At 66.8% G+C, this 26307-nt stretch carries 22 protein-coding genes and 1 riboswitch; of the genes, 8 read left to right on the forward strand and 14 right to left on the reverse strand.

The features are described from left to right. Window positions 1-148: 148 nt before the first annotated feature. From ACW7G2_RS03760 to ACW7G2_RS03770, 3 genes are all read right to left on the reverse strand, one after another. Complete coding sequence (locus ACW7G2_RS03760) at window positions 149-3286, reverse strand: TonB-dependent receptor (RefSeq protein WP_456972890.1); 3138 nt, start codon at window positions 3284-3286, stop codon at window positions 149-151. A gap of 74 nt (window positions 3287-3360) precedes the next feature. Continuing rightward, the gene (locus ACW7G2_RS03765; RefSeq protein WP_456973322.1) at window positions 3361-4221 is read right to left on the reverse strand and encodes a FecR family protein; all 861 of its coding nucleotides are present in this window, start codon (window positions 4219-4221) and stop codon (window positions 3361-3363) included. A gap of 35 nt (window positions 4222-4256) precedes the next feature. Beyond that, on the reverse strand, window positions 4257-4868 hold the full coding sequence (locus ACW7G2_RS03770) for an RNA polymerase sigma factor (RefSeq protein WP_456972892.1): 612 nt from the start codon (window positions 4866-4868) through the stop codon (window positions 4257-4259). Window positions 4869-5093: 225 nt separating this feature from the next. Between ACW7G2_RS03770 and ACW7G2_RS03775 the strand changes: the two genes are divergently transcribed. The 6 genes from ACW7G2_RS03775 (at window position 5094) to ACW7G2_RS03800 (ending at window position 13237) form a co-directional block, all read left to right on the forward strand. Then, a complete protein-coding gene (locus ACW7G2_RS03775; RefSeq protein WP_456972894.1) occupies window positions 5094-6041 on the forward strand; it encodes an aldo/keto reductase in 948 nt (315 codons plus the stop codon). A gap of 245 nt (window positions 6042-6286) precedes the next feature. Continuing rightward, complete coding sequence (locus ACW7G2_RS03780) at window positions 6287-7549, forward strand: efflux RND transporter periplasmic adaptor subunit (protein ID WP_456972896.1); 1263 nt, start codon at window positions 6287-6289, stop codon at window positions 7547-7549. A gap of 12 nt (window positions 7550-7561) precedes the next feature. Continuing rightward, window positions 7562-10726: an efflux RND transporter permease subunit gene (locus ACW7G2_RS03785; protein ID WP_456972898.1), complete on the forward strand. Its 3165-nt coding sequence runs from the start codon at window positions 7562-7564 to the stop codon at window positions 10724-10726. Between the two features lie 27 nt (window positions 10727-10753). After that, window positions 10754-11362: a TetR/AcrR family transcriptional regulator gene (locus ACW7G2_RS03790; RefSeq protein WP_456972900.1), complete on the forward strand. Its 609-nt coding sequence runs from the start codon at window positions 10754-10756 to the stop codon at window positions 11360-11362. Between the two features lie 44 nt (window positions 11363-11406). Then, window positions 11407-12468, forward strand: coding sequence for a DNA polymerase IV (gene dinB, locus ACW7G2_RS03795; RefSeq protein ID WP_456972902.1), 1062 nt, complete (start codon window positions 11407-11409; stop codon window positions 12466-12468). A 106-nt stretch (window positions 12469-12574) separates the two neighbouring features. Continuing rightward, window positions 12575-13237 (forward strand): phosphoglycolate phosphatase, encoded by a 663-nt coding sequence (locus tag ACW7G2_RS03800; protein WP_456972904.1) that lies wholly within the window; start codon window positions 12575-12577, stop codon window positions 13235-13237. Window positions 13238-13473: 236 nt separating this feature from the next. Here the strand turns inward: ACW7G2_RS03800 and btuB are convergent, their stop codons facing one another. From btuB to ACW7G2_RS03815, 3 genes are all read right to left on the reverse strand, one after another. Further along, window positions 13474-15357, reverse strand: coding sequence for a TonB-dependent vitamin B12 receptor (gene btuB / locus ACW7G2_RS03805; RefSeq protein ID WP_456972906.1), 1884 nt, complete (start codon window positions 15355-15357; stop codon window positions 13474-13476). A 159-nt stretch (window positions 15358-15516) separates the two neighbouring features. After that, a riboswitch (cobalamin riboswitch) is annotated at window positions 15517-15771 on the reverse strand. 148 nt (window positions 15772-15919) lie between these two features. After that, complete coding sequence (locus ACW7G2_RS03810) at window positions 15920-16258, reverse strand: TfoX/Sxy family protein (RefSeq protein WP_456972908.1); 339 nt, start codon at window positions 16256-16258, stop codon at window positions 15920-15922. Beyond that, the gene (locus ACW7G2_RS03815) at window positions 16255-16740 is read right to left on the reverse strand and encodes a GAF domain-containing protein (protein ID WP_456972910.1); all 486 of its coding nucleotides are present in this window, start codon (window positions 16738-16740) and stop codon (window positions 16255-16257) included. Before ACW7G2_RS03815 ends, ACW7G2_RS03810 begins: the two co-directional genes overlap by 4 nt. A gap of 58 nt (window positions 16741-16798) precedes the next feature. Here ACW7G2_RS03815 and bioD point away from each other — a divergent pair, with 58 nt between their 5' ends. Beyond that, a complete protein-coding gene (bioD, locus tag ACW7G2_RS03820; protein ID WP_456972912.1) occupies window positions 16799-17497 on the forward strand; it encodes a dethiobiotin synthase in 699 nt (232 codons plus the stop codon). Window positions 17498-17694: 197 nt separating this feature from the next. Here bioD and ACW7G2_RS03825 read toward each other — a convergent pair whose 3' ends face one another. From ACW7G2_RS03825 to queD, 8 genes are all read right to left on the reverse strand, one after another. Continuing rightward, window positions 17695-18312, reverse strand: a complete 618-nt coding sequence (locus ACW7G2_RS03825) for a cytochrome c3 family protein (protein ID WP_456972914.1) — start codon at window positions 18310-18312, stop codon at window positions 17695-17697. Next, on the reverse strand, window positions 18309-18839 hold the full coding sequence (locus tag ACW7G2_RS03830; protein WP_456972916.1) for a nitrate reductase cytochrome c-type subunit: 531 nt from the start codon (window positions 18837-18839) through the stop codon (window positions 18309-18311). Before ACW7G2_RS03830 ends, ACW7G2_RS03825 begins: the two co-directional genes overlap by 4 nt. A gap of 41 nt (window positions 18840-18880) precedes the next feature. Then, window positions 18881-21382, reverse strand: a complete 2502-nt coding sequence (gene napA / locus ACW7G2_RS03835; protein ID WP_456972918.1) for a periplasmic nitrate reductase subunit alpha — start codon at window positions 21380-21382, stop codon at window positions 18881-18883. Continuing rightward, a complete protein-coding gene (locus ACW7G2_RS03840) occupies window positions 21379-21681 on the reverse strand; it encodes a chaperone NapD (protein ID WP_456972920.1) in 303 nt (100 codons plus the stop codon). The genes napA and ACW7G2_RS03840 overlap by 4 nt, the downstream gene beginning before the upstream one ends. After that, a complete protein-coding gene (gene napF, locus ACW7G2_RS03845; protein WP_456972922.1) occupies window positions 21678-22202 on the reverse strand; it encodes a ferredoxin-type protein NapF in 525 nt (174 codons plus the stop codon). Before napF ends, ACW7G2_RS03840 begins: the two co-directional genes overlap by 4 nt. After that, window positions 22202-22363, reverse strand: coding sequence for a periplasmic nitrate reductase, NapE protein (gene napE, locus ACW7G2_RS03850; RefSeq protein ID WP_456972924.1), 162 nt, complete (start codon window positions 22361-22363; stop codon window positions 22202-22204). Before napE ends, napF begins: the two co-directional genes overlap by 1 nt. A gap of 182 nt (window positions 22364-22545) precedes the next feature. Next, on the reverse strand, window positions 22546-22944 hold the full coding sequence (locus ACW7G2_RS03855; RefSeq protein ID WP_456972926.1) for a phasin family protein: 399 nt from the start codon (window positions 22942-22944) through the stop codon (window positions 22546-22548). Between the two features lie 171 nt (window positions 22945-23115). Next, window positions 23116-23472: a 6-carboxytetrahydropterin synthase QueD gene (queD, locus tag ACW7G2_RS03860; RefSeq protein ID WP_456972928.1), complete on the reverse strand. Its 357-nt coding sequence runs from the start codon at window positions 23470-23472 to the stop codon at window positions 23116-23118. A 110-nt stretch (window positions 23473-23582) separates the two neighbouring features. On the opposite strand from queD, the gene ACW7G2_RS03865 reads away from it, so the two are divergent. Further along, window positions 23583-26294, forward strand: a complete 2712-nt coding sequence (locus ACW7G2_RS03865) for a bifunctional acetate--CoA ligase family protein/GNAT family N-acetyltransferase (RefSeq protein ID WP_456972930.1) — start codon at window positions 23583-23585, stop codon at window positions 26292-26294. Window positions 26295-26307: the final 13 nt, after the last annotated feature.

Below are 26307 nucleotides of genomic sequence, written 5' to 3' on the forward strand. Positions count from 1 at the left end.
CCCCTGCGGCTTGCATTCCTGGTGTGCAACTGGCTTGCCAGATTGTTCGGGTTGACGGTCAGAATCATGTTTACTCCGGTATCGGTTATTGCGCGCCACTCATGTGAACAACACGAGGGCGCGCCTACTACGCTGTGGTTGGGTGCCATCAGAAGCTGAACTTTGCGTTGACGTAGAAGTAGCGGCCGTAGACGTCGTAAACGCCACCGCCGCCCTTGAAGATGCGCGGCCGGTACGGCACCTGGGTGTCGAACAGGTTGTTGACGCCCACGCGCAGGGTGGTGCGCTCGTTCATATGCCAGCCGACGGTCAGGTCGTTGTAGAGCCGCGCCGGGAGCCTGTTGCCCTCGTAGGCCTCGTCAGACACGTTGGTGTAGTTGACCGTCTTGCCCCAGTAACGGTTGTTCAGGCCGATTTCCCAGTCGCCGATGTCGTAGTTCAACGACAGGTTGCCGCGCAACTCCGGGTTCTGGTAGCCGCCGTCGTAGATGATCCGGCTGGTGTCCACGCCCGGCAGGGTGGTGGTCTCGTACTTGAGCAGGTAGCTGGCGCGCAGGCCCATGCTCAGCCGGCCCGGGCCGAGGTCGAAGCGGTAGTTCGCGCCGAGGTCGATGCCCTTGGCCTCGGACTCGGACACGTTCATGAAGCTGGTATCGACGCCTTCGGCATAGCCGCGCGAGTCACGGGTGATGCGGTCGCAGAACTGATTGTCGCTGCTGGGCAGGTCCATGCACAGGTTCAGGATGTTCTGCCGCGAGACCGCGGTGATCATGTTGTCGAGCTTGATGTTCCAGTAGTCCAGGGTCAGGTCCAGACCGCGCACGAACTGCGGCTGCCAGACCAGGCCCGCGCTGATGCTGTCGGAGATCTCCGGGGTGACGTCCTGGCTGCCGCCGGTGATGACGTAGCCGGTGCCGATTTCGCTGGGCAGGTAAGGCGTGTCGACGCCCAGTTCCTGCATCAGCGCGGCGCAGTTGGCCATGCGGGTCGGGTTGGCCTGGTAGCTGGTTTCAAGGCACGCATCACGCACGCCGATCTCCTGCACGGCGCGCGAGGAGTACAGCTCACCGAAGTTCGGGACGCGCACGCTCCTGGACTTGGTGGCGCGGAAGGTCAGGCTTTCGATCGGTGCCCAGCTCGCTCCCAGCTTCCAGGTATTGGTGGAATCGAAGTCGCTGTAGTCCGAATAGCGGTAGGCGCCTTCCACGGTCAGGCGGTGCGCGAAGGGCAGGTCCCTCAGCACGGGCACTACCAGTTCGGCATAGACCTCGGATACGTCGTTGGACGCGGCAAGTTCCGGCTCGTAGGGCGCCCAGGTACCCAGGTGCGACAGTTCGTTGGCTGGCGGCGCGGCGCCGTTGTCGTCGACGTTGTGGATGGACTCCTTGCGGTGTTCGACGCCGAGCACCGCCTGCACCTGGCCGGCCGGCAGGGAGAACAGGTCGCCGGCCAGGCTGGCGCCGAAGACCGTCTGCCTCTGTTCGCGGTGCTTGCGGCGCGTGGCCATCATCCAGTCGCGCAGTTCCGGGCTGAGTTCTTCAGTGCTGAAGACGTCGAGCGGCACGCAGCCGATCGCGCGGGCGTCTTCATCGCGGCACACCGGAATGCCGTTCTCATCGGCGATCACGTCACGCGCGGCGAGCAGGCGCGAGGCCATGGGTACGTTGTTGGCGTGGATGTCATTGGTGCTGCGGCCGTGCTGCCAGAACGCTTCCCATTGGAATCCGCCGGCAATCTCGCCGTCGAACGCGGCGCCGATGTTGAAGGTCTGGCGGTCGCTGTGGTCGGTCATCTGCCCGAAGTTTTCGTAGCTGCGCTGCACGACCACTGATTCCAGGCCATTGGCCAGCATGACGTCGCGGAAGGAGTCGGGCAGGAACGGATTGTCCAGGTAGGCAACCGCGCCACCGGCACCGTTGATCCAGGTCAGGCGGTCGTCGTCGCGGTACGGGCGACGGTAGGAATCGTACTTGGAGCGGCCGTAGTCGAAGTTCATGCCGAAGTTCAGCCGATCGGTCAGCTGATAGTCGAAATGACCCATGAGCGACGTGTTTTCGATCGGCGCGATCATGAAGTCGCTCCAGTGCTGGCTCTGCGGCATGCCGCCATCGCCACCATCGCGCGAAGTGCCGCAACCGGCATGGCAGGTGTCGTAGGCGCCCACGTAGGCCGAGCCGTCCGGGTTCAACAAATACGTCTGTCCGCCTGCGAAGATGGTCGGGACCGGCTGCAGGTACATATTGGTGGTGTTGTAACGGATGATGCGGTCGGGAATGCCGTCGTCGGGTCCGGTGTTTTCCGGATTGGCCTGATAGCTGAGGTTCTCGTCCTTCGCATAACGGTCGAAGACGTGGATGGGGTCGTTCTTCGCCCAGGTGCCGCCCAACATCATGGAGCCGCGCCCGTCGGCGAAGCTGGTGCCGGCCACGACCGAGAACTGGGTCTTGTCGCCACCGCCATCCTGGGTGGTGCCGGTGGTTGCCGAGAATTCCAGCCCCTCGAAATCCCTCCGGGTGATGATGTTGGCCGCGCCGGTCACGGCATCTGCGCCATACACCGCGGCCGCGCCGCCGGTGATGATCTCGATGCGTTCAACCATTGCTGCCGGGATCATGTTGATGTCGACCGCCGACGAGGACTGGCCGCTGGACACGCGACGACGCCCGTCGACCAGGGTCAGCGAGCGGGCAACGCCCATGTTGCGCAGTTCGATGGTCGCCATGCCGCCGTCGTACTGGCCTTCCGGTGCGCTGTTGTAGGGGCCGTTGCCAGGGCCGACCGCGACGTCCTGCAATACGGTTTCGTACAGTGTGGTCTTGCCCTGGCTCATGGCGCGGTCCATGTCGATCACCCCGATGGGCATGGACGACTCGAGCTCTGGCCGCGCGATGCGTGAACCGGTGACCACCACGTTGGAGAGCGTCGAAACGTCGTCCCCGGGCGCCTCGGTGGCGGTTGACGCCGCCGGGGTCTGTGGGCCCAGGACCACGACGTCGTTGTCGAACGAGAGAACGGCCAGGCCGGTTCCGGCGATCAGCTGATCGAGTGCGGCGCGCGGTGGCAGCGCTCCCGACACGCCATTGACGATGCGGTCCTGGGCGTCATCGCCGGAGACGATGACCTGGATTCCGGCCTGCTGCGCGAACTCGCGGATTCCGCTCGACGCATCCTGGCGTTGAACGTTGAAGTCCTGTGCATGGTCTTGTGCGTGCAGGGGGACTGAAAGTGAGATCGCGACCATGGCGGCGGCGATCGAGATGGCCAAACGGGAGGAGGTAGGGCGCACTGCGTGGGGTTCCTGTAGGGAGGACGTACCCCATTGATGACGGCGTGCCTGGCGGTTTCCTTCACTTGGGCAGATTAATTTTTTGTGACAGCCGATCCCTTGCCCTGAAGGATGATCTGACCGTCCCGGTGGATGACCTGCGCGCCAGCGACGATTGCAGCGGCCTTGGCGAACTGTTCCGGATCGTTCGCCTTGAACAGCCCGACAATCCTGACGTCGCCGACAGTCGGATCCTCCACCACGATCTGGATGCCGTTGACGCGGTTGAACCGCTTCGACGCGGCCAGGATCGACTCGTTGTCCAGCGAGATCTTCCCGGGGTCCTGGGCCTGGGTCATGGGTGCCCCTGGGTCCAGCGTCAGTTGGTCGCCGGCGGTCAGGGCGATGGCCTGGTCGGCTTTGCCGTCTGCCCAGACCAGCACGCTGCCCTCGGACACGTTGATCAGTGCGCCCCTGGTGCCCACCCGGGTAACCGAGTAGACCGTCCCCAGCGCCTGGGCGAACACCTCGCCGGAGCGGACCACGAACGGACGTTTCGCATCCTTGGCAACGTTGAAGACGGCTTGACTGCTTTCCAGCGTTACCGTGCGGGCGTGATCTGTCAGTTGGACGGTGACTTCCGCACCGCCGCCGAGGGTGACGATGCTGCCATCGGCCAGGTCGAGGACAGCCGGGGCGGCGATCGGGTCTGGCGTGGTCAGCCACAACCGCGCGGGCTCAACGAAAATAACGGCCAGGAAGCATGCCGCGATTGCGCCGATGGCGAGCCGGCGACGCTGGAAGCCTGATCGCCTTGCCTGGCCGTAGTTCGCGTCGTTGTCCGACGCGAGCACAGAAGGGCCATGCACCACCGCGGTCTCAATGGCGTGGAGCGCCGCCTGGGCCTGCAGCAGAGCACCTCGATGACGACGATCCGTCCGCAGCCAGGTTTCCATGGCGGCGCGGCAACGGTCCGTCATCTGTCCATGGTTCAGACGGACCGCCCACCGTGCTGCCTCTTCTTCTGACTGCCTGATTGAGTGGCGCTGCTCCACCGGTGTTCACCTTCGCTTGTATCGTGCGCTTCCTGTTCCGATATCGCCTTCAGGAGGCTTCTGATTCCACGCACGATGTGGTTTTCGACAACGTTCTCGCTGACGCCCAGCTGGCGCGCTGTTTCTGCCTGCGACAATCCGTGTACCCGACGCAGTTCTATCACCTGTCGACAGGTCCAGGACAGACGCGACAGGAGTTCCGCCGTCTGTTGCAACTTCTGGTCGGACTCCGCAGCGCGGTCCGGTGATGGACCTTCATCTATGACGTACAGCCACTCGATTTCCGTCATCGAGACAGAACTCCTGTGCCTGGCCGAACGGACCGTATCGATGGCGACCGCGCGCGCGGTGGTGAAAAAGTAGGACCGGCCGTTGCGGATGTGCTCCACCGATTCGAGTTCGGATATCCGGCAGTAGGCCTCCTGGATCACGTCGTCGACGTCGATCACCGTGCGCCAGTGGCGGATCAACCAGCTACGGACCTCGGCCTCGTGCGGGAGGACCTCCTGCGCGACCCAGGCTGCGATGAGATTGCGTTTGGTGTCCATTGGGGCGACGGGCGTGCATCAGGACACCGCATCCAAGTGGTCTGCTGTGCAGCGCGAAGGGAAGGGGAGGCGTTGAAGCTAACCAGTCGTTATTCAACGCTCGTGACAACGCGGATGCCGAAGGTGATATCGAAACCGCGATGAGGCGTGCCGGTCGGAGCGACCGAACGGGCGTGCGGCCGGCATGTGGTAAAACCGGAAACCGACCTGGAGGGAGGCGTACCCATGCTCACCCGACGCGAATACCTGAAGCTGTCCGCCCTGGCGGGCGTGGCGCTGGCGATCAATCCCAAGCTGCTGCTGGCTGATGACAGCCCCCGCGAGATCATCACCCGCCTGATTCCCGGCACCAGCGAGCGGCTGCCGGTGGTGGGATTGGGCAGCTCGGCGTCATTTTCCCGGATTGCCGGCGAAGGCGAGACCGACCGCATCCGCCAGGTGCTGCAGGCGCTGGTGGAGCACGGCGGCAAGGTGTTCGACACCGCGCCCAGCTATGGCGCGGCCGAGCAGGTGGCCGGCAACGTGGCCCGTGACAGCGGCCTGGCCGAGCGCATCTTCTGGGCCACCAAGCTCAACGTGGTGCCCCGCGGTGGCGACAGCGCCGATCCGGAAGCCGCGCGCGCGCAGCTGGACCAGTCTTTCGCGCACGTGGGCAAGGACCCGATCGACCTGGTCCAGGTGCACAACATGGCCGATGTGCCCACCCAGCTGGGCATCCTGAAGGAGTACAAACAGGAAGGGCGGATCCGCTACATCGGCGCCACCACCACCTCCACGCGTACCTATGAGGCGCTGGAGCAGCTGATGCGCAGCGAGCCGATCGACTTCATCGGCGTTGATTACGCGGTGGACAACCGCGCCATGGAAGAGCGGATCTTCCCGCTGGCCCAGGAGCGTGGTATCGGCGTGCTGGTGTACCTGCCGTTCGGCCGCACCCGGCTGTGGGAGGCGGTGGAAGGCAAGCAGGTGCCGGATTGGGCGACGGAATACGACATCGCCACCTGGGGCCAGTTCTTCCTCAAATTCGTGGTGTCGCATCCGGCCGTCACGGCGGCCACACCTGCCACGAGCAATCCTCGCCACATGATCGACAACCTGGGCGCTGCCACCGGGCGCCTGCCGGACGAGGCCGGTCGCCAGCGTATGGTGGAACACATCGAATCGCTGGGGTGATCCTGGTACCGGCGGCCTGCCCGGCCCCGTAGGTCGGGGTTACGCCCCCGACGCCCCGCGAATCAAGCCATCACCCGTGTCGGCCGCGTAGCGCCGACCTGCGAGGGCAGCCTGCGCCGTCAACCTGAATGCGGATGCTGCGTTGCAAAAATCGCTTTGACAAAAAAAGAATGATCGTTCATTCTATGTACTGCCGTCGGGGCCCTCCCCGGCGGTTTTTCCTTCCCGAATCGAGCCTTCCCCCCATGCGTAAAGCCCCCGTCCGCCTGGTTGCCGTTCCGCTGTTCCTGTCCCTTGCCCTGGTGGCCTGTGGTGGAGGCGAGGAAGCCGCGCCGCCGCCGCCCCCCGAGGTGTCGGTGGTCACGCTGGCGCCGCAGACCGTCACCCTGACCCGCGAGCTGCCGGGTCGCACGAATGCCTTCATGGTGGCCGAGGTGCGGCCGCAGGTGAACGGGATCATCAAGGAGCGCCTGTTCACCGAGGGCAGCATGGTGGAGGCGGGGCAGCCGCTGTACCAGATTGAAGATTCCACCTACCGCGCCGCCGCCGGCAGCGCCCGTGCGCAGATGGCGCGCGCCGAAACCGCGCGGACCAATGCCCGCGCGCTGGAACAGCGCGTTGGTGAGCTGTCCGGGACCCGCTACGTCTCCGCCCAGGAGCACGAGAACGCAATTGCCGCCGCGCGCCAGGCCGAGGCCGAGGTCGCTGCCGCCCGCGCCGCGCTGGACGCGGCCAACGTGACCCTGGGCTATGCCCGCATCACCTCGCCGATCGACGGCCGCATCGGCAAGTCCACGGTGACCGTGGGTGCGTTGGTGACTGCCAATCAGCCGCAGGCGCTGGCCACGGTGCAGCAGCTGGATCCGATCTATGTAGACCTCACCCAGTCGTCCAGCGAACTGCTGGAGCTGCGCAGGGAGCTGGAGGCCGGCACGCTGCAAAGCGGATCGGAGCTTCCGGTCACGATCCTGCTGGAGGATGGCACTCCGTTCGGTCATGAAGGCACGCTGGCGTTTTCCGAGGTCAGCGTGGATCCGGCCACCGGCAGTTTCGGGCTGCGGGTGGTGGTGGACAACCCGGACCAGGTGCTGATGCCGGGCATGTACGTGCGCGCGTTGATCGGCGCGGGCGTCCGCCAGGACGCGATCCTGGTGCCGCAGCGCGGCGTGGCGCGCGATCCCAAGGGCAACACCAGCGTGATGGCGGTCAACGCCGAGGGCGTGGTGGAGAACCGGCCGGTCACGGTCAGCCGCACCATCGGCGACCAGTGGCTGGTCGAGGACGGCCTGGCCGCAGGTGACCGGGTGGTGGTTGAAGGTTTGCAGAAGATCCAGCCGGGCGTGCAGGTGCAGGCAGTCGATTTTGAGGGCGCTTCGGCGCCGGCCGCCGCGCCCGCGGCCCAGCCGGCCCCCGCCGAAGCACCGGCCCCGGCTCCCGCCGACGCGGAGGGCGACGCGCATCCCGATGCGGCCGAACCGGCCGCCGACGCCCCCGGCTCGCAGCAGTAAGCGGAGAATTCCATGGCACGCTTCTTCATTGATCGCCCGATCTTCGCGTGGGTCATCGCGATCGTCATCATGCTCGCCGGCGGCCTGGCCATCACCGGCCTGCCGGTATCGATGTATCCCACCGTGGCCCCGCCGGCGGTCGAGATCCGGGCCACCTACCCGGGCGCTTCGGCCCAGGTGGTGAGCGACTCGGTGACCCAGGTCATCGAGCAGAACATGACCGGCCTGGACGGGCTGATGTACTTTTCTTCGCAGTCCTCGTCCAACGGCATCGCCACCGTTTCCCTGACCTTCGAGACCGGCACCAATCCGGACATCGCCCAGGTGCAGGTGCAGAACAAGCTGCAGCTGGCGATGCCGTTGCTGCCCCAGGAGGTGCAGCAGCAGGGCGTGAACGTGGCCAAGTCGACCTCCGGCTTCCTGCAGGTGGTGGGCTTCGTGTCCGCAGACGGCAGCATGGATCGGGTCGACCTCGCCGACTACGTCGGCGCCAACATCGTCGACCCGCTCAGCCGCGTGCCCGGCGTGGGCAACATCCAGGTGTTCGGCGGCCAGTACGCCATGCGCATCTGGCTGGATCCGAACAAGCTGCATACCTACGCGCTGTCGGTCGACGAGGTCGTCGCCGCGATCCGGGGCCAGAACGCGCAGGTCGCCATCGGCGCGCTGGGCGGCGCCCCGGCGGTGGACGGCCAGATGATCAACGCCACCATCAACGCCCAGGACCGGCTGGAGACGCCAGAGCAGTTCCGCGACATCGTGGTGCGCTCGGATCCGGACGGGTCGGTGCTGCGCCTGGACGACGTCGCCCGGGTGGAGATGGGCACCGAGATGTACGAGTTCGATACCCGCTACAACCGGCAGCAGGCCACGGGCGTCGCGATCTCCATGGCCACCGGCGCCAATGCGCTGGATACCGCCGCCGGCGTGCAGGAGGCGCTGGCCGAACTGGAGCCGTACTTCCCGGCGGGCATGGAGATGGTGATCCCGTTCGACACCACCCCGTTCGTGCGGGTGTCGATCAAGAGCGTGATCATGACCCTGATCGAGGCGATCGCGCTGGTGGTCCTGGTGATGTACCTGTTCATGCAGAACTTCCGCGCCACCCTGATCGTCGCGATCACCGTGCCGGTGGTGCTGCTGGGCACGTTCGGCGTGATGGCCGTGCTCGGGTTCTCGGTGAACATGCTGACCATGTTCGGCATGGTGCTGGCGATCGGCCTGCTGGTGGACGATGCGATCGTGGTGGTCGAGAACGTCGAGCGCATCATGACCGAGGAGGGGCTCTCGCCCCTTGAGGCGGCGCGCAAGTCCATGGACCAGATCACCGGCGCGCTGGTGGGTATCGGCGTGGTGCTGTCGGCGGTGTTCGTGCCGATGGCTTTCATGGCCGGCTCCACCGGCGTCATCTACCAGCAGTTCTCGGTGACCATCGTGACCGCGATGGCGCTGTCGGTGCTGGTGGCGATCGTGCTGACCCCGGCGCTGTGCGCGACCATGCTCAAGCCGATCAACAAGGGCGAACAGCACCAGGGCACCGGGCCCATGGCGCGCTTCTTCGGTTGGTTCAACCGCACTTTCCAGAACACCAGCGGCAAGTACCACCGCGGCGTGCGCGGCATCCTGTCGCGCCCGGGCCGCTCGATGGCGATCTTTGGCGCGATGGTGGTGGTCATGGGCCTGCTGTTCATGCGCTTGCCCAGCTCGTTCCTGCCCGAAGAGGACCAGGGCGTGTTGATGACGACCATCCAGACCCCGGTTGGCGCCACCCAGGAACGCACCATGGAGTCGATCTACGCGCTTGAGGACCACTTCCTCGAGAACGAGTCCGAGGCGGTGGAGTCGGTGTTCGCGGTGCAGGGCTTCAGCTTCGCCGGCATGGGCCAGAACAACGGCATGGCCTTCGTCAAGCTCAAGGACTGGGACGAGCGCACCGACGACTCGCTCAGCGCGACGTCGGTGGCCGAGCGCGGCATGGCGGCGATGAGCCAGGTCAAGGACGCCCTGATCTTCGTGTTCGCGCCGCCGGCGATGCCGGAGCTGGGCGTGGCCGCCGGCTATTCGTTCTTCCTGCAGGACAACGCCGCCATGGGCCACGAGGCCCTGCTGGACGCGCGCAACCAGTTGCTGGGCATGGCTGGGCAGAGTGATCTGCTGGTCAACGTGCGTCCCAACGGCCAGGACGACACCCCGCAGCTTCGCGTGGACGTGGACGTGGCCAAGGCCGGGGCCCTGTCGCTGCCGCAGGCGGCCATCAACCAGACCCTGGCCGCGGCCTGGGGCGGCCAGTACATCGACGATTTCATCGATCGCGGCCGGGTCAAGCGCGTCTACATCCAGGCCGACGCACCGTTCCGGATGACCCCGGAGGACTTCAACCAGTGGTCGGTGAAGAATTCCCTGGGCGAGATGGTGCCGTTCTCGGCCTTCGCCACCACCCACTGGGAGTACGGTTCGCCGCGGCTGGAGCGTTACAACGGCATGCCGGCCATGGAGATCCAGGGCGAGGCCGCGCCGGGTGTGTCCACGGGCGATGCGATGGTTGAGATCGAACGTTTGGTGGCGGAGCTGCCGCCGGGCTTCGGTGTCGAGTGGACGGGGCTGTCGTACCAAGAGCGTGCGGCGGGCAACCAGACGCCGCTGCTCTACTCCCTGTCGCTGCTGATCGTGTTCCTGAGCCTGGCCGCGCTGTACGAGAGCTGGAAGGTGCCGACCGCGGTGCTGCTGGCCGCGCCGCTGGGCATCCTGGGCGCGGTGCTGGCGGCCAACCTGTTCGGCATGGACAACGACGTGTACTTCACGGTGGCGATGCTGACCACGGTGGGACTGGTGAGTAAAAACGCGATCCTGATCGTGGAGTTCGCCAAGCAGAACCTGGAGTCGGGCATGAAGCTGATCGAGGCCACCATGCAGGCGGTGCGCGACCGGTTCCGCCCGATCATCATGACTTCGCTGGCGTTCGGCCTGGGCGTGACCCCGCTGGCGCTGTCCTCGGGTGCTGGCTCGGGTGCGCAGAATGCGATCGGCACCAGCGTGGTGGGCGGCATGTTCGTGGGCACCCTGATCGGCGTGTTCTTCATCCCGCTGTTCTTCGTGGTGGTGCAGAAGGTGTTCGGCGGCCGTGACAAGGCCGTGGAACCGGAGGCAGTTCCGGTGGCGGGTCACCCGGATGCGTGATCGGGTTGCCATCACGGGCTCGGTGAAATGAACGCGGACCAGAAAGCCGGCAAGGCCGAAGCCCGCGTCGAGGCGCAGCGCAAGCGCATCCTCGACGCGGCGCAGCAGTGCTTCATCGAGCACGGTTTCCACGGCGCCAGCATGGCCAACATCGCCGAGACCGCGGAGATGAGTGCCGGGCTGATCTACCGCTACTTCGAGAACAAGAGCGCGATCATCCTGGCCATCGTCGAAGAGCAGCTGGTGCTGCTGCGCGAGGAGATCAGGCTCAACGCCCAGCCCGACCTGCCACAGCTGATGGCCGACAACTACGGTCGTTCCTGTGCCAAGGAGCAGCGCGGCATGAACTCCGTGCTGCTGCTGGAAATCTCCGCCGAGGCCACCCGCGATCCGCAGATCGCGGCCGCCCTGAACGATTACGACGCTGCGGTGCGCTCGGCGCTGTGCGAGTGGATCGCACGCAGCAAGGCCGATGGTGGCCATGGCCTGGCCGAGGAGGTGGCCCCGCGCCGCGCGCTGATGCTGCAGTGCCTGTTTGAGGGCCTCAAGCTGCGCGAAGCGCGTGAGCCCAACCTGGAGCGCGCGCTGTTGCTGGAGGCGCTGCAGGAAGCCGTTCCGGTCATGCTCAAGCCCTGATCAGTCAGCCGCCTGCCGGCGCTGTGAGCGGCGATAATGGGGCGGTGCGCAAGATCCTGCATATCGACATGGATGCGTTTTACGCATCGGTGGAGCAGCGTGACGATCCCTCGCTGCGCGGGCGCCCGGTGGTGGTGGCTTGGCGCGGGGCGCGCTCGGTGGTGGTCGCGGCGTCCTATGAGGCGCGGCCGTTCGGGGTGCGCTCGGCCATGCCAGCCATGCGCGCCGAACGGCTGTGTCCGCAGGCGGTATTCGTGCCCCCGGACTTCACCCGGTACAAGGCCGTCTCGCGGCAGGTGCGGGAAATTTTCCACCGCCATACCGACCTGGTCGAGCCGCTGTCGCTGGACGAGGCCTATCTGGACGTAACTGCCCCGAAGATCCCCTCGCCCAGCGCCACGGCGACGGCGCAGGTGATTCGCGCGCAGATCCGTGAAGAGACCGGGCTGACTGCGTCGGCGGGTGCGGCCTCCAATAAATTCCTGGCCAAGATCGCCTCGGACTGGAACAAGCCGGATGGGCTGTTCGTACTCAGCCCGGCGCGGGTAGCGGCATTCCTGACCCCGCTGCCGGTGGCGCTGATCCCGGGCGTGGGCAAGGTGATGCAGGGCCGGCTGACCGGGCTGGGCGTAAAGACGGTGGGCGACCTGCAGGCGATCCCGCGCAACGTGCTGCAGGAGCGCTTCGGCAGCTTCGGCCTGCGCCTGTACGAGCGTGCCCGCGGCATCGACGAGCGCCCCGTGCAGCCGCACCAGCCGGTGCAGTCGATCTCTTCGGAAGACACCTTCCAGCACGATCTCCTGCTGGAGGAACTGGCGCCGGCCATCCGCGCGCTGGCGGAAAAGACCTGGGCCGCTACCCGCAAGACCGAGCGCATCGGCCGGACGGTGGTGCTCAAGCTCAAGACCGACCGCTTCCGCACGATCACCCGCAGCCATACGCCGGAGATCCCGCCCGCGTCCGTGGAAGAGTTGATGGCAATTGCCCTGGCCCTGCGTGACCGGGTGGATCTGCCGCCCGGCACCCGTTACCGCCTCGTCGGCGTCGGCCTGTCCAGCTTCCGCGACCGCGAAGAAATCCCGCTCCAACCCCCCCTCTTCGCCTGAGCCGGCCCGCCCACGCGAGAACCGCCCATCCAGGTTGATCAAGGTCACGCGGCTTCGCGCGCATGGCGCGCTCCTACAATGGGGGACCTTTTATTGGGAGTTTGCCGTGTCCTTTCCGTTTCCCGCCGTCCTGTTCGACCTTGACGGCACCCTGGTCGACAGCGCTTCCGACATCGCCGCTGCGGTCAACCGCATGCTGGCCGAAGAGGGCCTGGCCGAGGTGGACGAATCGCTGGTACGCAGCTGGATCGGCGACGGCAGCGGCATGCTGCTGGAGACCGCGCTGGAGCATGTGGGCAGTCCGCGCACAACCGAAGAACTGCTCCCGCGCTTCATGAAGCACTACGGCGACACCCTGTTGCTCAGCCCGCAGCTGTATCCCGGGGTGCGCGAAACGCTCGATGCACTTGCCGCAAAAGGCGTGATCATGGCGGTGTGCACCAACAAGCCGGAACCCTTCGTCGCGCCTTTGCTCAAGGAACTGCAGATTGACGGTGCATTTTCCGGCGTGGTTGGTGCAGGGACTTTGCCCGAGCGCAAACCCCATCCGCAGCCGCTGCTGCACCTGGCGGAGCAGTTCGGGATCGAGCCGGAACGCTGCCTGATGGTCGGCGACTCACCAACCGACTTCAACGCCGCGCGCGCGGCCGGGATGCCGGTGGTGCTGGTCAGCTACGGCTATCCGCGCGGCTTCGACCTGCACGGTGCGGGCGCGCTGGCGGTGATCGACCGCTTCGAGGACCTCCTCACCCTCCCGCAGGCTTCCTGACCTCCGGGGATGCCGCCGGTTGGGTGGGTGCCCTCGGTAGGAGCGCGCCATGCGCGCGAAGCCGCGTGAATCATGGCGGGGGCCGGGCGATCGGCCGAGATGATCTTTACCAGGCCGTATTCCCTGAATCCGTACGTCCGGACGTGTGTTGCGCGGATCAATGTCACGCGGCTTCGCGCGCATGGCGCGCTCCTACCGGGGCCGGTCGGATCAGATCCGGCCGGCCCCGGTGAGACTCAGCGTGCCGGGCTGTAGCGCAGCGACAGGCCGTACTCGCGGCCCGGCTGGTTGTACCAGGCCACCGTTTCGTACTCGCGGTCGAATACGTTGCTGGCGCGGGCCTGCAGGGTCCAAGCCGGGTTGATCGCGTACTCGAACCGCAGGTCGGTGGTGGAGTAGCCGCCCAGGCGCACGGTGTTGGCAGCGTCGTCGTAGCGGCTGCCGGCCGCGTTGACGGTCACGCCGAAGCGCATGGCGCCGAAGGCGCGGTCCAGGTCCATCCGGCCGGTGTTGCGGGCGCGGCGGGTCAGCAGATTGTCGTGGAGGTCGCCGCCGCTGCGGTTGCGCGGATCCACATGGCTCAGCTGCAGCGCCATGTCCCAGTCGGCCAGGCGGGTGCCCAGGGTGAGCTCGGCGCCGCGGATGCGCGCCTCGTCCGCCTGGATCAGGTTCCAGCCGGCGTCGTAGCCGACCATGTCATCGATCCGGGTCTGGTAGGCGTCGAGTTCCCAGTGCCAGCCGTCCAGGCGCTGGCCGAGGCCCAGGTTGACGCCCCGGGACTTCTCCGGCCCGAGGTCGGGATTGCTGGAGCCGGGGAAGTAGAGCTCGTTGAAACTGGGCGCGCGGAAGCCGGTGGCATAGCCCGCGCTCACCCGCAAGCCGCTCTCCAGGGTCATGCCCCAGCCGGCGCTGCCGGTGGTGTGGCCGCCGAACTGCTCGTTGTCGTCATGCCGCAGGCTGGCCTGCAGGCGCTGGGCACCGAACCTGCCTTCATAGCCGGCAAACACGCCAAGGTTGTCGCGGCTGCCCTCGTCATAGGGCGTGGTGCTGTCCAGGTGGTCTTCCAGCCAGTCGATGCCTGCGGTCAGGGTCTGTCCGGCGGCCGCGATGAAATCGGCCTGCAACGATGCGCTGTCGCGGCGCGTATCGAACGCGCTGACGAACTCGCGCGGTGCGTCACCGTCGCGGAAGTAATTATCGGAATCGTCCCGCGAGCGGCCCGCCTGCACCGTCAGCTGCAGCTGGTCAGAAGGCGTCCAGGTCAGCGTGGCGCCCATGGCTTGCTGCAGGTTGTCCGACTCGTTGCCGCCGAAAATGGTGCCGTCGTATTCGTTCTCGGCCTCGGCGCGCAGCAGATTGGCTTCAAGTGACAGCGCCTCGCCCAGGTTTACGCCGCCGCGCGCGCTGATGGAGCGGTTGCGGTAGCCGTCGCGGTCGGGCTCGTCGGCAAAGCAGCCGGTGGACAGCTCTGCCGAGCCGCGGCATGAATTGATGCCGTCGGTGCGCTGGTAGGCGGCATCAATGCCGAACCAGCCGCGTTCGTTGCCGCCGCCGATCCCCGCGCTGGCCTCACGCAGGCTGTTGCTGCCGATGCCGGCGCGAAAGCGCGGCGTGACCGCGCCGCTGTCACGGCGGGTGAAGATCTGGATCACCCCGCCGAGCGCCTCGGAGCCGTACAGGCTCGAGCGCGGCCCGCGCACGATCTCGATGCGGTCGATCTGGTCCACCGGCAGGTCGTGGAACATCACCAGGCCGGCGCTGGCCGTGCCCATGCGCACGCCATCCACCAGCACCAGCACGTGGTCGGATTCGGTGCCGCGGATGGACATGGTGGTCAGCTTGCCCGCGCCGCCCTGGTTGACCAGGTCGATGCCGGCGCGCCCACGCAGCAGTTCGGGCAGGCTGCGTGCCTGGCTGCGTTCGATCTCCTCGCGGTCGAGCACCTGCACCGGGGCGATGCTGTCGATCAGCGCGACCGGGGTGCGGGTGGCGGTCACCACCACTTCGTCGAGCTGGGTGGGATGAGAATGGACAGGGTCTTGCTGGGCCATCGCCGCCGGTGATGCCAGCACGGCTGCAAGGGCAAGGGCAAGGGACAGGGGAAGGATGTGTTGCTGCATGGTCTCTCCGCCAGGAAAGTGGACGCCGTGGCACGCGCCATGACGCCCGTGAGGGGCAGCTGCAGGACAGAGGACAGGGCAGGGGCGCGGGAACGGTGCGGCACGGATTCCGGCATCTCCGCCGCAATGCCCTCCGCATCGCAACCAGGGTGGGGGGATGGATACCCCATGCTCCAGGCCGGTCTCCGGGCTGGCGAGTGGAGCGGAGTGGCCGGATGGCCGGCTCCGATCCGGGCCGTCGCGCCTTCCCATGCATCCCTGTGGCATCAACAGGGGGCACAGTGGCGGTGTGCGACGCCTTGGACTCGCTTACCGTTGCGGGGGCAGCGCCGGATGGCCTTTGCGGGCGTCACCGGCTTCCCGTTTCAACCTGACGACGGACGCCGGCAGGTCACCTGAAGCGCAGCGATTGTAGCCCGTAGGAGCGCGCCATGCGCGCGAAGCCGCGTGAATTCAATCGTGGCGCAGGGCGTCGGTTAGCGTGCCGTTGCCGTTGCCGTTGCCGTTGCCGTCGCCGCCCGCACAGATCAGCGTCACGCGGCTTCGCGCGCGTGGCGCGCTCCTACAGGGAGTCGTCCGTGGGATCGGGCTGCATGATGGTGGTGGTCACCGGGCCGGCTTCTTCCTGGCCCCGCGGCAGCGGCAGGTCGGCGATGGCCGCTTCGGCGGCTGTCACCATCTCCTTGCGGCGCTCGTCCGGCACTTCCTGCCAGTGGCAATCGCGCAGTGCGCCTTCCAGCGAATAGAGCAGGTTGAGGCTGGGCCGGAAGCCCGCGCGACGCACCCGCATGTAGGCCTCCACCGGACCGGCGGCTTCCAGGTCGGCGCGCGTGTGCAGGCCCACCTGGCGGAGCCAGGCGGCGGACTTCGGGCCGATGTTGCGCATCTTCTCTTCGCTCATTGCAGCGACTCGATGAAGATGCGGGCGATCTGCTCCAGACCGGCTTGGTCAACCTGGTCGAACCGGGCTGGCACGGGGCTGTCGATATCGAACACGCCAATCAGCCTGTCGCCGCCGTCGACCAGCGGCACCACCACTTCCGAGCGGGAGGCGGCGTCACAGGCGATGTGGCCGGGGAAAGCGTCCACGTCGTCGACCCGCTGGGTGGTGCGCGTACTCGCTGCAGCACCGCACACGCCGCGGTCCAGCGGGATGCGCACGCAGGCCGGCTGGCCCTGGAAGGGGCCGACCACCAGCTCGGTGCCATCAAAGAAATAAAAGCCTACCCAGTTCAGGTCGGGCAGGGCGTTGAAGACCAGCGACGACAGGTTGGCCGCGTTGGCAATGCGGTCGCGCTCGCCGGTCAGCAGGGACAGTGCCTGCGCCTGGAGCTGTTCGTACTGACTGGCCTTGTCGCCTTGGAGGGGTGTGGATGAGAACATGGCCGCAGTGTAGCAACAGCAGGAAAAGCCGCCGGATGATGGCCAGGATCGCGAACGAATGGGTAGTCGGAGGGCGGTCGTGAGTGCTACCCGCCTCTACGTAACGGGCACCGATACAGGGGTGGGCAAGAGCCTGGCGTCGGCTGCGCTGCTGCACGCCCTGCGTGCGCACGGGCGCCGCGCCGTGGGCATGAAGCCCGTGGCCAGCGGCTGCGAGCACACGCAGCAGGGATGGCGCAACGAAGATGCCTTGCTGCTCCAGGCCGCCAGCGATCCGCGCCCCGCTTATGAAGACGTGAATCCGTACGCCCTGCCGGTGCCGACCGCTCCGCAGCTGGCCGCGCGCGAGGCGGGGATCGAAGTGCGGATCGAACCGCTGCAGGCGGCATGCGCACGGTTGGCTGCGATGGCCGACACCGTAGTGGTGGAGGGCGTCGGCGGCTGGATGGCGCCCCTGGCCGACGGCTTGGACCAGGCCGCGCTGGCCCGGGCGCTGGGCGCCGACGTGGTGCTGGTAGTCGGCTTGCGCCTGGGCTGCCTCAGCCATGCCCGCTTGACCGCGCGGGCGATCGAGGCCGACGGCCTGCGGCTGGCGGGCTGGATCGGCAGCGGCGTGGATCCGGTGCCCCACCGGCAGCAGGAATACGTGGAGCTGCTGCGCGAAGCCCTGCCGGTGCCATGCTTGGGCGTGATACCGCACATGGCCATGCCCGAGCCCCTGGAAGCCAGCCGCAACATCAGCCCGCCCCACCCGTAGGAGCGCGCCACGCGCGCGAAGCCGCGTGAATCACGGCTTTGCCGTGGATTGCGGCAACGACGTCGGGACCGAAGCCCCTTCCCGACCACAAGTCACGCGGTTTCGCGCGTATGACGCGCTCCTACAACGGAGCTGGTGCCTGGTCGCTATCCGGGGCCGGGTCGCGGTCGTGACAATGCTGAAGTGCCTGCCGGGCGTCAGTAAACCACGCCGCCCTGCGGCACGCCGCTCATGTTCGGCAGCTGGTGGGCGATGCCCTTGTGGCAGTCGATGCAGGTGGCCTGGCCGGGGCCGAGGTACTGCTGGTGGATCCACGCCGCGCGGCTGGCCTGGCGGGTGAGGTCCATGGAGTCGTACTCGTGGCAGTTGCGGCATTCCAGCGAATCGTTCGCTTTCAGCCGGGCCCATTCGTGCTCGGCCAGGCGTCGCCGCCCTTCGCGGAACTTCAGTTCGGTGTCGATGGTGCCGAAGATCTTGCCCCAGACTTCCTTGGAGGCCTGCATCTTGCGGGCGATCTTGTCGGTCCACTCGTGCGGCACGTGGCAGTCGGGGCAGGTGGCCCTTACGCCCGAACGATTGCTGTAGTGGATCGTGGTCTTGAGCTCTTCAAAGACGTTGTCTTTCATCTCGTGGCAGCTCACGCAGAACTGCTCGGTGTTGGTCACCTCCATCGCGGTGTTGAAGCCGCCCCAGAAGATGATCCCGGCAATGAACCCGCCCAGGGTCAGGAAGCCCAGGCTGAAATGGACGCTGGGCGAGCGCAGCGTGCGCCACAACGGCCGCACCCGGTCACCGGCTCTGCGCCACCAGCTCATTGATTCCGCTCCTGCACCTGTTCCTGCATCAGCAGGCTGTCGATATCGAGGAAGTTGTTGGCCACCAGGGGCGCGGCGTCGGTCTGCACCACGTGGCACTGCATGCAGAAGTAGCGACGGGGCGAGATCGTGGCCAGGAACTGGTCATCCCGGTCCATGTAGTGGGTCACGCTGACTTCGGGCGCCTGGAAGCGGGTGGCATTGGCACGAGCGTGGCAGACCATGCAGCGGTTGGAGTTCAGGTCCACCTGATAACCATCGACCGAATGCGGGATGGTCGGCGGCTGCATCGGATACGCGCGGCCGCGGCGCATGTCAAAGTTCTCCACCGCGGCCATCGGCAGCGGTGTGACCTCGACGTCGATCGGCACGTGGCGGCGCAGCGCGTCGATATCGTTGCGGGCGTCGCCGCGCGCACTGATGGGCGGTGACGGCGGCTGCACCTCGACCTCCGCGCGGGAGGAGGAACGGTCGCAACCCGACAGGGCCAGCAGCAGGAGGATCAAGACGGCAGTGGCGGTACGCATGGTGGTCTCCAGTTGGTTCAACGCACGATGGATGCGGACCGTCAGGCCGCAGTCACCCGCACGGCACACTTCTTGAAATCGGTCTGCTTGGAAATCGGGCAGGTTGCGTCCAGGGTGACCTTGTTGATCAGCTGGGCCGCGTCGAACCACGGCACGAACACCGAGCCCCGCGGCATCCGGTTACGGCCGCGGGTTTCCACCCGCGTGCGCATTTCGCCGCGGCGCGAACTCACCACCACCTCGTCACCGCGCTTGAGCCCGCGGCTGCGCGCATCGTCGGGGTGCATGAACACCACGGCCGAGGGGAAGCTGCGGTACAGCTCCGGCACGCGCATGGTCATCGAGCCCGAGTGCCAGTGTTCCAGCACCCGCCCGGTGATCAGCCACATGTCGAACTCGTCGTCCGGCGACTCGGCCGGCGGCTCGTAGGGCAAGGCCCAGATCACCGCCTTGCCGTCCGGGTTGCCGTAGAACTCGAAGCCGGTGCCCGGGGTCACGTACGGATCCGCGCCCTCGCGGTAGCGCCAGCGGGTTTCCTTGCCGTCCACCACCGGCCAGCGCAGGCCGCGCACCTGGTGGTACACGTCAAACGGCGCCAGGTCGTGGGCGTGGCCGCGGCCGAACTCGGCGTACTCCTCGAACAGGCCCTTCTGCACGTAGAAGCCGAACGCGTCGGCCTCGTGGTTGGCGTAGCCTTCTTCGATCTCATCCACGCCGAAGGCGTCGACCTTGCCGTTGCGGTAGAGCACGTCGTAAAGGGTCTTGCCGCGGAACTCCGGGTTGGCGGCGAGGATCTCCTCCGGCCAGCACTCATCGGTGGTGAAGCGCTTGGAGAACTCCATCAGCTGCCACAGGTCGGAGCGGGCCTCGCCCGGCGCATCCACCAGCTGATGCCAGAAGTGGGTGCGTCGCTCGGCGTTGCCGTAGGCGCCTTCCTTCTCCACCCACATGGCGGTGGGCAGGATCAAGTCGGCGGCCTGGCAGGTGACCGTCGGGTAGGCATCGGAAACCACGATGAAGTTGTCCGGGTTGCGATAGCCCGGCCAGCCTTCTTCCATGATGTTGGCGCCGGCCTGCATGTTGTTGTTGACCTGCACCCAGTAGGCGTTGAGCAGGCCGTCCTTGAGCGCGCGGTTGTGCTGCACCGCGTGGTAGCCGTCCTTCTCCTTGATGATTCCGCGCGGAATCTTCCAGATGTCCTCGGCCATCGCCCGGTGTTCGGGGTTGGCCACCACCATGTCGGCCGGCAGGCGGTGGCTGAAGGTGCCCACCTCGCGGGCGGTGCCGCAGGCAGAGGGCTGGCCGGTCAGCGAGAACGGGCTGTTGCCCGGCGTGGCGATCTTCCCGGTCAGCAGGTGGATGTTGTAGACCATGTTGTTCGCCCACGTGCCACGCGTGTGCTGGTTGAAGCCCATGGTCCAGAACGACATCACCTTGGTGTCCGGATCCGCGTACAGCTCGGCCAGCTGCTCGAGCCAGTCGCGCTGCACGCCGGTCATCTCGATCGTGCGCTCCAGTGTGTAGGGCGCGACGAAGGCGGCGAACTCGTCGAAATTGATCGGGGTTCCGCCATTGGGGTCATCGGCATTCGCGGCGGCCACTTCCAGCGGATGCTCGGGGCGCAGGCCATAGCCGATGTCATCGTTGCCGCGCTTGAACGTGGTGTGCTTGTCGACGAACTCCTGGTTGACCCTGCCCGACTGGATGATGTGGTTGGCGATGTAGTTCAGGATCACCAGGTCGGTCTGCGGCTTGAACACCATCGGGATGTCGGCCAGCTCGAAGCTGCGGTGCTCATACGTCGACAGCACCGCGACCTTGACGTGCGGGTTGGACAGCCGCCGATCGGTGACCCGGGTCCACAGGATCGGGTGCATCTCGGCCATGTTCGAGCCCCACAGCACGAACGCATCAGCGGCCTCGATGTCGTCGTAGCAGCCCATCGGCTCGTCCATGCCGAAGGTGCGCATGAAACCGGTGACTGCCGACGCCATGCAGTGGCGCGCGTTGGGGTCGATGTGGTTGCTGCGAAAGCCGGCCTTCATCAGCTTGTTGGCGGCGTAGCCTTCCCACACCGTCCACTGGCCGGAGCCGAACATGCCGATGCCGTCGCCACCCTTGGCCTTGAGCACGGCGCGGAACTTCTCCTCCATCACGTCGAAGGCCTCGTCCCAGCTGACCGGGGTGAAGTCGCCTTCCTTGTCGTAGACGCCGTTGGTCTTGCGCAGCAGCGGCGTGGTCAGCCGGTCGGCGCCGTACATCACCTTGGACAGGAAATAGCCCTTGACGCAGTTCAGGCCGCGGTTGACCTCGGCGTGCACGTCACCATGCGTGGCCACCACCCGGTTGTTGCGCACGGCCACGTTGATGCCGCAGCCGGTGCCGCAGTAGCGGCAGGGGGCCTTGCTCCACTTCAGGCCGGCGGTGTCGGTGCCGATCTCCTCCGTGACCGGGGGGTTGCCGGCGCCGGGCATGGGCATGCCGGCGGCGGCCGCGGCGGCGGCCACGGCGGAGGTGCGGATGAATTCACGACGCGTGGTCATGGTCTGCTCCGGATAGCTGGGGATAGCTGGACATAGGGTTGCTCGAGTTCGGCGCGCGACTCGACGTGGTGGTAGACCAGGTTCACGCTGACCACGCCGGGCAGGTCGCGCAGCCGGTCCACGTTGTCCATCAGGCCGCGGGTGTCTGCGGATTCCTGCAGCAGCACGCTGCGGTTGTGGTCGGCCAGGGCGATTTCCAGCCCGTCGCTGGTGTCCACCAGCTGCCGGATCGCGTCCGCGGCTTCGGCCTGGTGGTGGATCAGCAGACTGGCGATATGCAGCTCGTCGCGCTCGCTCATGGGGCAGGTGCCTCCAGGTGATGCAGGTTGATCGCATGGGTTGGACACGCGGCCACGCAGGCGCCGCAGCCGGTGCAGCAGTCGGCGTTGACTTGGGGTGATGGGACCCTGGCCCGCGGGAAAACGATCGCGTCATCGCCACACGCATCGCTGCAGCTGCGGCACACCACGCCCTTGGCGGTCAGGCAGTTTTCACCGAACTGCGGAAGCAGGTTCCACGGGTCACGGTTTCCACCGCGGTCGAGCGCGCGCGGCTTGCACGCGGTTTCGCAATCGCCGCAGAAAGTGCATTCGCCGCGCTGGGGCGAGAACACCGGATAGCCGCCCGGGCCACGCACCAGCACGCTTTCAGGACACGCGGTCAGGCAGGCATGGCAGGCGGTGCAAACATCGGTGAACGCCGCCTCGGGCAGGGCCCACGGTGGGCGCAACGGAGCTTCGGCGTGCAGCTGTCCGCGCAACAGGGCGCGGCGCGAATGGGAGTGCGAAGCAGGGGTCACGCTAATGGCATGGTCTGCCATCAGGGAGGTCCTGGCGGTCCGTTGAAGATCTGCCAGATCCAGACCGCGAAGCCGTAGCCTCCCACCACCATCACCGACAGCAGCGGGAACAGCACCACGGTCAGGAACAGGAACAGCAGCAGCTCCCGGCGTTTGCCCGGCTGAGCAGTAATTTCCCCCATCGTGCACCCCTTGCTCGCGTCTTGCTGGCTGCCGGTAATCCTAGCCACTATCCGGTAGTCAGGCCAGCGTATGCGCATGGGTCTGGTTGCCGAACGGCACCCATGAAAAAACCCGGCCGCTTGCGCGACCGGGTTCCGGGGGAAACGACGCTGCCGGAGAGAGGCGGCAGCAGGTCGTTCGATCAGCTCTTGCGGGTGGCCTTGGCAGCCTTGGAAGCAACGTCCTTGGCCTGCTCGGTGGCGGCTTCGATCTGGCCCTTGGCGATCTGGCCGATGGCTTCGTTGGTCTTCAGCGTGCTGGCGAGGGCTTCCTGGCCGGCATTGATGCTGCGCTCGACGTTCTCGCGGGCAACCTGCACGCCCTTCGGCCACAGGTTCTTGTAGCTGTCGCCGTCGCGGGCTTCGGTCGCCTGACCGAAGAAGGCAAACGCCGCGTTGACGCTTTCTTCCAGAGTGCTCATCTGCAGCGCGAACACCTTCTCGGCATTCTGCAGGGCCAGCTGGTTGACCTGGGCTGCGGTGTCGGCGAACTGGCGCGTCGCGGTGGCGAACTGTTCGTTGTACTGGTTGTACTGGTTCATGGCGGTTCTCCTGGGGCTTTGGGGCCGGCAGGCTTTTGCCGGTTTGTGCGATGCACCATATCCCAGCTTTTGTTGCGATGCAACATATTTCGGTCGTGCCACTGCAGGAACCGTTCACTTTCGTGGTTCCGCCTGGTTTCCGGCTTCAAGCGCGGTGTTGCGGGCCCCGGCTCAGGGTCCGCGGTAGCGACAGCCCGCGGTGCAGGTCTCGTGCACCACCACCTCGTCCAGCTCCGGCACCACCGGCTTGAGCCGGTCCCAGATCCACATGGCCAGCCGTTCGCTGGTGGGGTTTTCCAGGCCCTCGATGTCATTGAGGTAGTTGTGGTCGAGCTGCTGGTACAGCGGGCGGAAGGCGGCCTTGAGGTCGGCGAAATCCATGATCCAGCCGGTGTGCTCGCCCGGCTCACCGGTCACGTGCAGCTCGATCCGGAAGGAATGCCCATGCAGGCGCGCGCACTTGTGGCCCTCGGGCACGTTCGGCAGCCGGTGCGCGGCTTCAATGGTGAACACCTTGTAGATATGCATGGACATGGCAGACGTGGGGAATATCAGTGGGGGACAACAGGATACCGCGCCGGCTCCGGAACCCCGGCGTCCGGTAGTAAGGTGGCGGTCCCTCCTGCATTCGGTCTTCCGTGAGCACCTATTCCCTCGACGCCGTCTTCCGCCCACGGTCAATCGCGCTGGTGGGTGCCAGCCCGCGGGAACGCTCGCTGGGCCGGCTGGTGCTGCGGCAGCTGCTTGAGGGCGGCTTCGCCGGCCCGGTGGGCGTGGTCAATGCCCGCTATCCGGAGGTCGAAGGCGTCCGCACGGTAAAGCGCATGCCCGAACTGGGCTTCAAGCCCGACCTGGTGGTGATCGCCGTGCCGCCAAGGGCGGTGGCAAAGGTGGCCGGGGTGGCGGCTGACTGTGGCGCCCGCGCCGTGGTGGTACTGACCCGAGGTATGGGTTCGGGACCGGAGTCTTACAACGCCGCGTTGGAAGCGGTGGCCCGCCCGCGCGGGCTGCGCATCGTGGGCCCCAACTGCCTGGGCGTGGTGGCGCCGCATTCGAAGCTGTTCGCCAGTTTTGCCGCGCAGCGTCCGCAACCGGGCGATCTGGCCCTGGTCTCCCAGTCGGGTGCCGTTGCCGCAGCTGTGCTGGAGTGGGCACATACCCGCTCGATCGGGTTCTCGGCGGCGATCTCATTAGGCGATGCCATTGATGTCGATTTCGCCGACATGCTCGACTGGTTCGCCACCGACTATCGCACCCGCGCGATCCTGCTCTACATCGAACACGTGCGCGATGCGCGCAAATTCCTCTCCGCCGCCCGCGCGGCTGCCCGCGCCAAGCCCGTGGTGGTGGTCAAATCCGGTCGCCATGCGCCCCGGGCCAGCGCCGCACAGACCCATGCCGCCGCCCTTGCCCTGCCGGACCACGTGTATGACAGCGCCTTCCGCCGCGCGGGCGTGCTGCGGGTGCATGCGCTGGACGAACTGTTTGCCGCTGCCGAGACGCTCTCGCACCTGGTGAGCCTGCCGGGCGACCGGATGGCGGTACTGACCAACGGCGTGGGCACCGGCATGCTGGCCCTGGACCGGCTGGTGGACGCGGGTGGCCGGCCGGCGGAATTGTCAGGGCAGACGGTGGAAACCCTCGACGGGCTGCTGCAGCGCGGCTGGTCGCGGACCAATCCCGTTGATGTACTGGGCGATGCGGATGGCGAGCGCTATGCGCAGGCCATGGAAGCGTTGCTGCATGACGACGGCGCCGATGCGGTGCTCGCCATCCACGTGCCCACGGTGCTCTCGCAACCGCAGGACACCGCCCGGGCGGTGGCCGACACGTTGCGGGCGCACCCGGCCAAGGCGCGGCGCAAGCCGACGCTGGCGGTCTGGATGGGCGCAGACGGCGAGGCCGAAAGTATCCTGGGCGCGGCGGGGGTGCCTACCTACGCCACCGAGGCCGAGGCGGTGCGTGGCTTCATGTATCTGGCCCGGCACCGCCAGGCGCAGGCCGCGCTGCGCGAAACCCCGCCCAGCCTGCCCGACGACTTCACCGTCGACCTCGCCGCCGCCCAGGCGCTGGTGCAGCGGGTGCTGGAGGCGGGCCGGACCTGGCTGGATCCGATGGAGGTGGCCGAGCTGTTCGCGGCCTATGACATTCCTTATGCGCCCAGCGTGTTGGCCACGGATCCCGAGGCGGCTGCACAGGCTGCCGGAGCGCTGCTGGCGGCTGGCTCAGCAGTGGCGGTGAAGGTGCTCTCAGCGGATATTCCGCACAAGTCCGATGTGGATGGCGTGCGCCTGAACCTGGTCAGTGTCGAAGGCGTGCGCGAGGCCGCCACGGCGATTCTGCAGCGGGCCACCGAACTGCGACCGGATGCCAGCATTGAAGGTTTGAGCGTGCAGCCGATGATCGTGCGGCCCAAGGCGCGCGAGCTGATTGCCGGCATCGCCGACGACCCGGTGTTCGGTCCGGTAGTGGTGTTCGGGCGCGGCGGGGTGGCCGTGGAAATGATCGACGACAAGGCGCTGGCGCTGCCGCCGCTGGACCTGCGCCTGGCCCACGAGATGATCGGCCGCACCCGGGTGTCGCGCATCCTCAAGTCCTACCGCGATGTGCCCGCCGCGGATGAGCGCGCGGTGGCGCTGGTGCTGGTCAAGCTGGCCCAGCTGGCGGCCGACCTGCCGGAAGTGCTGGAGGTGGATATCAATCCGCTGCTGGCCGATCGTGACGGCGTGGTTGCGGTGGATGCGCGGGTGTCGGTTGCGCCCTCACGCAGGCTGCACCGGGGCCGCGGCCATCCGCGTTTCGCGGTTCTGCCCTATCCGCGGGAATGGGAACGCAACATCACCTTGGCCAATGGCAAGCAGGCCTTCGTGCGGCCCGTGCGCCCGGAGGACGAGGCGATGTTCCGCAGGTTCTTTGAAAAGGTCACGGCCGATGACCTGCGCCTGCGATTCTTCCAGGCGGTGCGCGATTTCAGCCACGAGTTCATCGCCCGCCTGACCCAGCTGGACTACGCGCGGCAGATGGCGCTGGCGGCGATCAATCCGGAGACCGGCGAAATGCTGGGCGCGGTGCGACTGGTATCAGATGCCAATTACGACCGGGGCGAGTACGGGATCATGGTTCGCTCCGACCTGAAGGGTGCGGGCCTGGGCTGGCAGCTGATGCAGATCATGGTCGAGCTGGCCGACTGGCTTGGTCTGGATGTGATCGAAGGCCAGGTGCTGCGCGAGAACACCACCATGCTCTCGATGTGCCGACACCTGGGCTTTAACGTGACCGCCGACCCCGACGACATGACCGTCATGGTCGTCACGCTCCCGGTAAAAAACGGAAAGGCTGCCTCCCCGTAGGAGCGCGCCATGC

This window comes from Luteimonas sp. A277 (genome assembly GCF_054052045.1).

Bases quoted from the DNA above. Each gene is read 5' to 3' on its own strand.
- ACW7G2_RS03765 (WP_456973322.1), bottom strand. From the start codon at position 4,221: ATGGAAACCTGGCTGCGGACGGATCGTCGTCATCGAGGTGCTCTGCTG.
- ACW7G2_RS03770 (WP_456972892.1), bottom strand. From the start codon at position 4,868: ATGGACACCAAACGCAATCTCATCGCAGCCTGGGTCGCGCAGGAGGTC.
- ACW7G2_RS03775 (WP_456972894.1), top strand. From the start codon at position 5,094: ATGCTCACCCGACGCGAATACCTGAAGCTGTCCGCCCTGGCGGGCGTG.
- ACW7G2_RS03780 (WP_456972896.1), top strand. From the start codon at position 6,287: ATGCGTAAAGCCCCCGTCCGCCTGGTTGCCGTTCCGCTGTTCCTGTCC.
- ACW7G2_RS03785 (WP_456972898.1), top strand. From the start codon at position 7,562: ATGGCACGCTTCTTCATTGATCGCCCGATCTTCGCGTGGGTCATCGCG.
- ACW7G2_RS03790 (WP_456972900.1), top strand. From the start codon at position 10,754: ATGAACGCGGACCAGAAAGCCGGCAAGGCCGAAGCCCGCGTCGAGGCG.
- btuB (WP_456972906.1), bottom strand. From the start codon at position 15,357: ATGCAGCAACACATCCTTCCCCTGTCCCTTGCCCTTGCCCTTGCAGCC.
- ACW7G2_RS03810 (WP_456972908.1), bottom strand. From the start codon at position 16,258: ATGAGCGAAGAGAAGATGCGCAACATCGGCCCGAAGTCCGCCGCCTGG.
- ACW7G2_RS03815 (WP_456972910.1), bottom strand. From the start codon at position 16,740: ATGTTCTCATCCACACCCCTCCAAGGCGACAAGGCCAGTCAGTACGAA.
- bioD (WP_456972912.1), top strand. From the start codon at position 16,799: ATGGGTAGTCGGAGGGCGGTCGTGAGTGCTACCCGCCTCTACGTAACG.
- ACW7G2_RS03825 (WP_456972914.1), bottom strand. From the start codon at position 18,312: ATGAGCTGGTGGCGCAGAGCCGGTGACCGGGTGCGGCCGTTGTGGCGC.
- ACW7G2_RS03830 (WP_456972916.1), bottom strand. From the start codon at position 18,839: ATGCGTACCGCCACTGCCGTCTTGATCCTCCTGCTGCTGGCCCTGTCG.
- napA (WP_456972918.1), bottom strand. From the start codon at position 21,382: ATGACCACGCGTCGTGAATTCATCCGCACCTCCGCCGTGGCCGCCGCC.
- ACW7G2_RS03840 (WP_456972920.1), bottom strand. From the start codon at position 21,681: ATGAGCGAGCGCGACGAGCTGCATATCGCCAGTCTGCTGATCCACCAC.
- napF (WP_456972922.1), bottom strand. From the start codon at position 22,202: ATGGCAGACCATGCCATTAGCGTGACCCCTGCTTCGCACTCCCATTCG.
- napE (WP_456972924.1), bottom strand. From the start codon at position 22,363: ATGGGGGAAATTACTGCTCAGCCGGGCAAACGCCGGGAGCTGCTGCTG.
- ACW7G2_RS03855 (WP_456972926.1), bottom strand. From the start codon at position 22,944: ATGAACCAGTACAACCAGTACAACGAACAGTTCGCCACCGCGACGCGC.
- queD (WP_456972928.1), bottom strand. From the start codon at position 23,472: ATGCATATCTACAAGGTGTTCACCATTGAAGCCGCGCACCGGCTGCCG.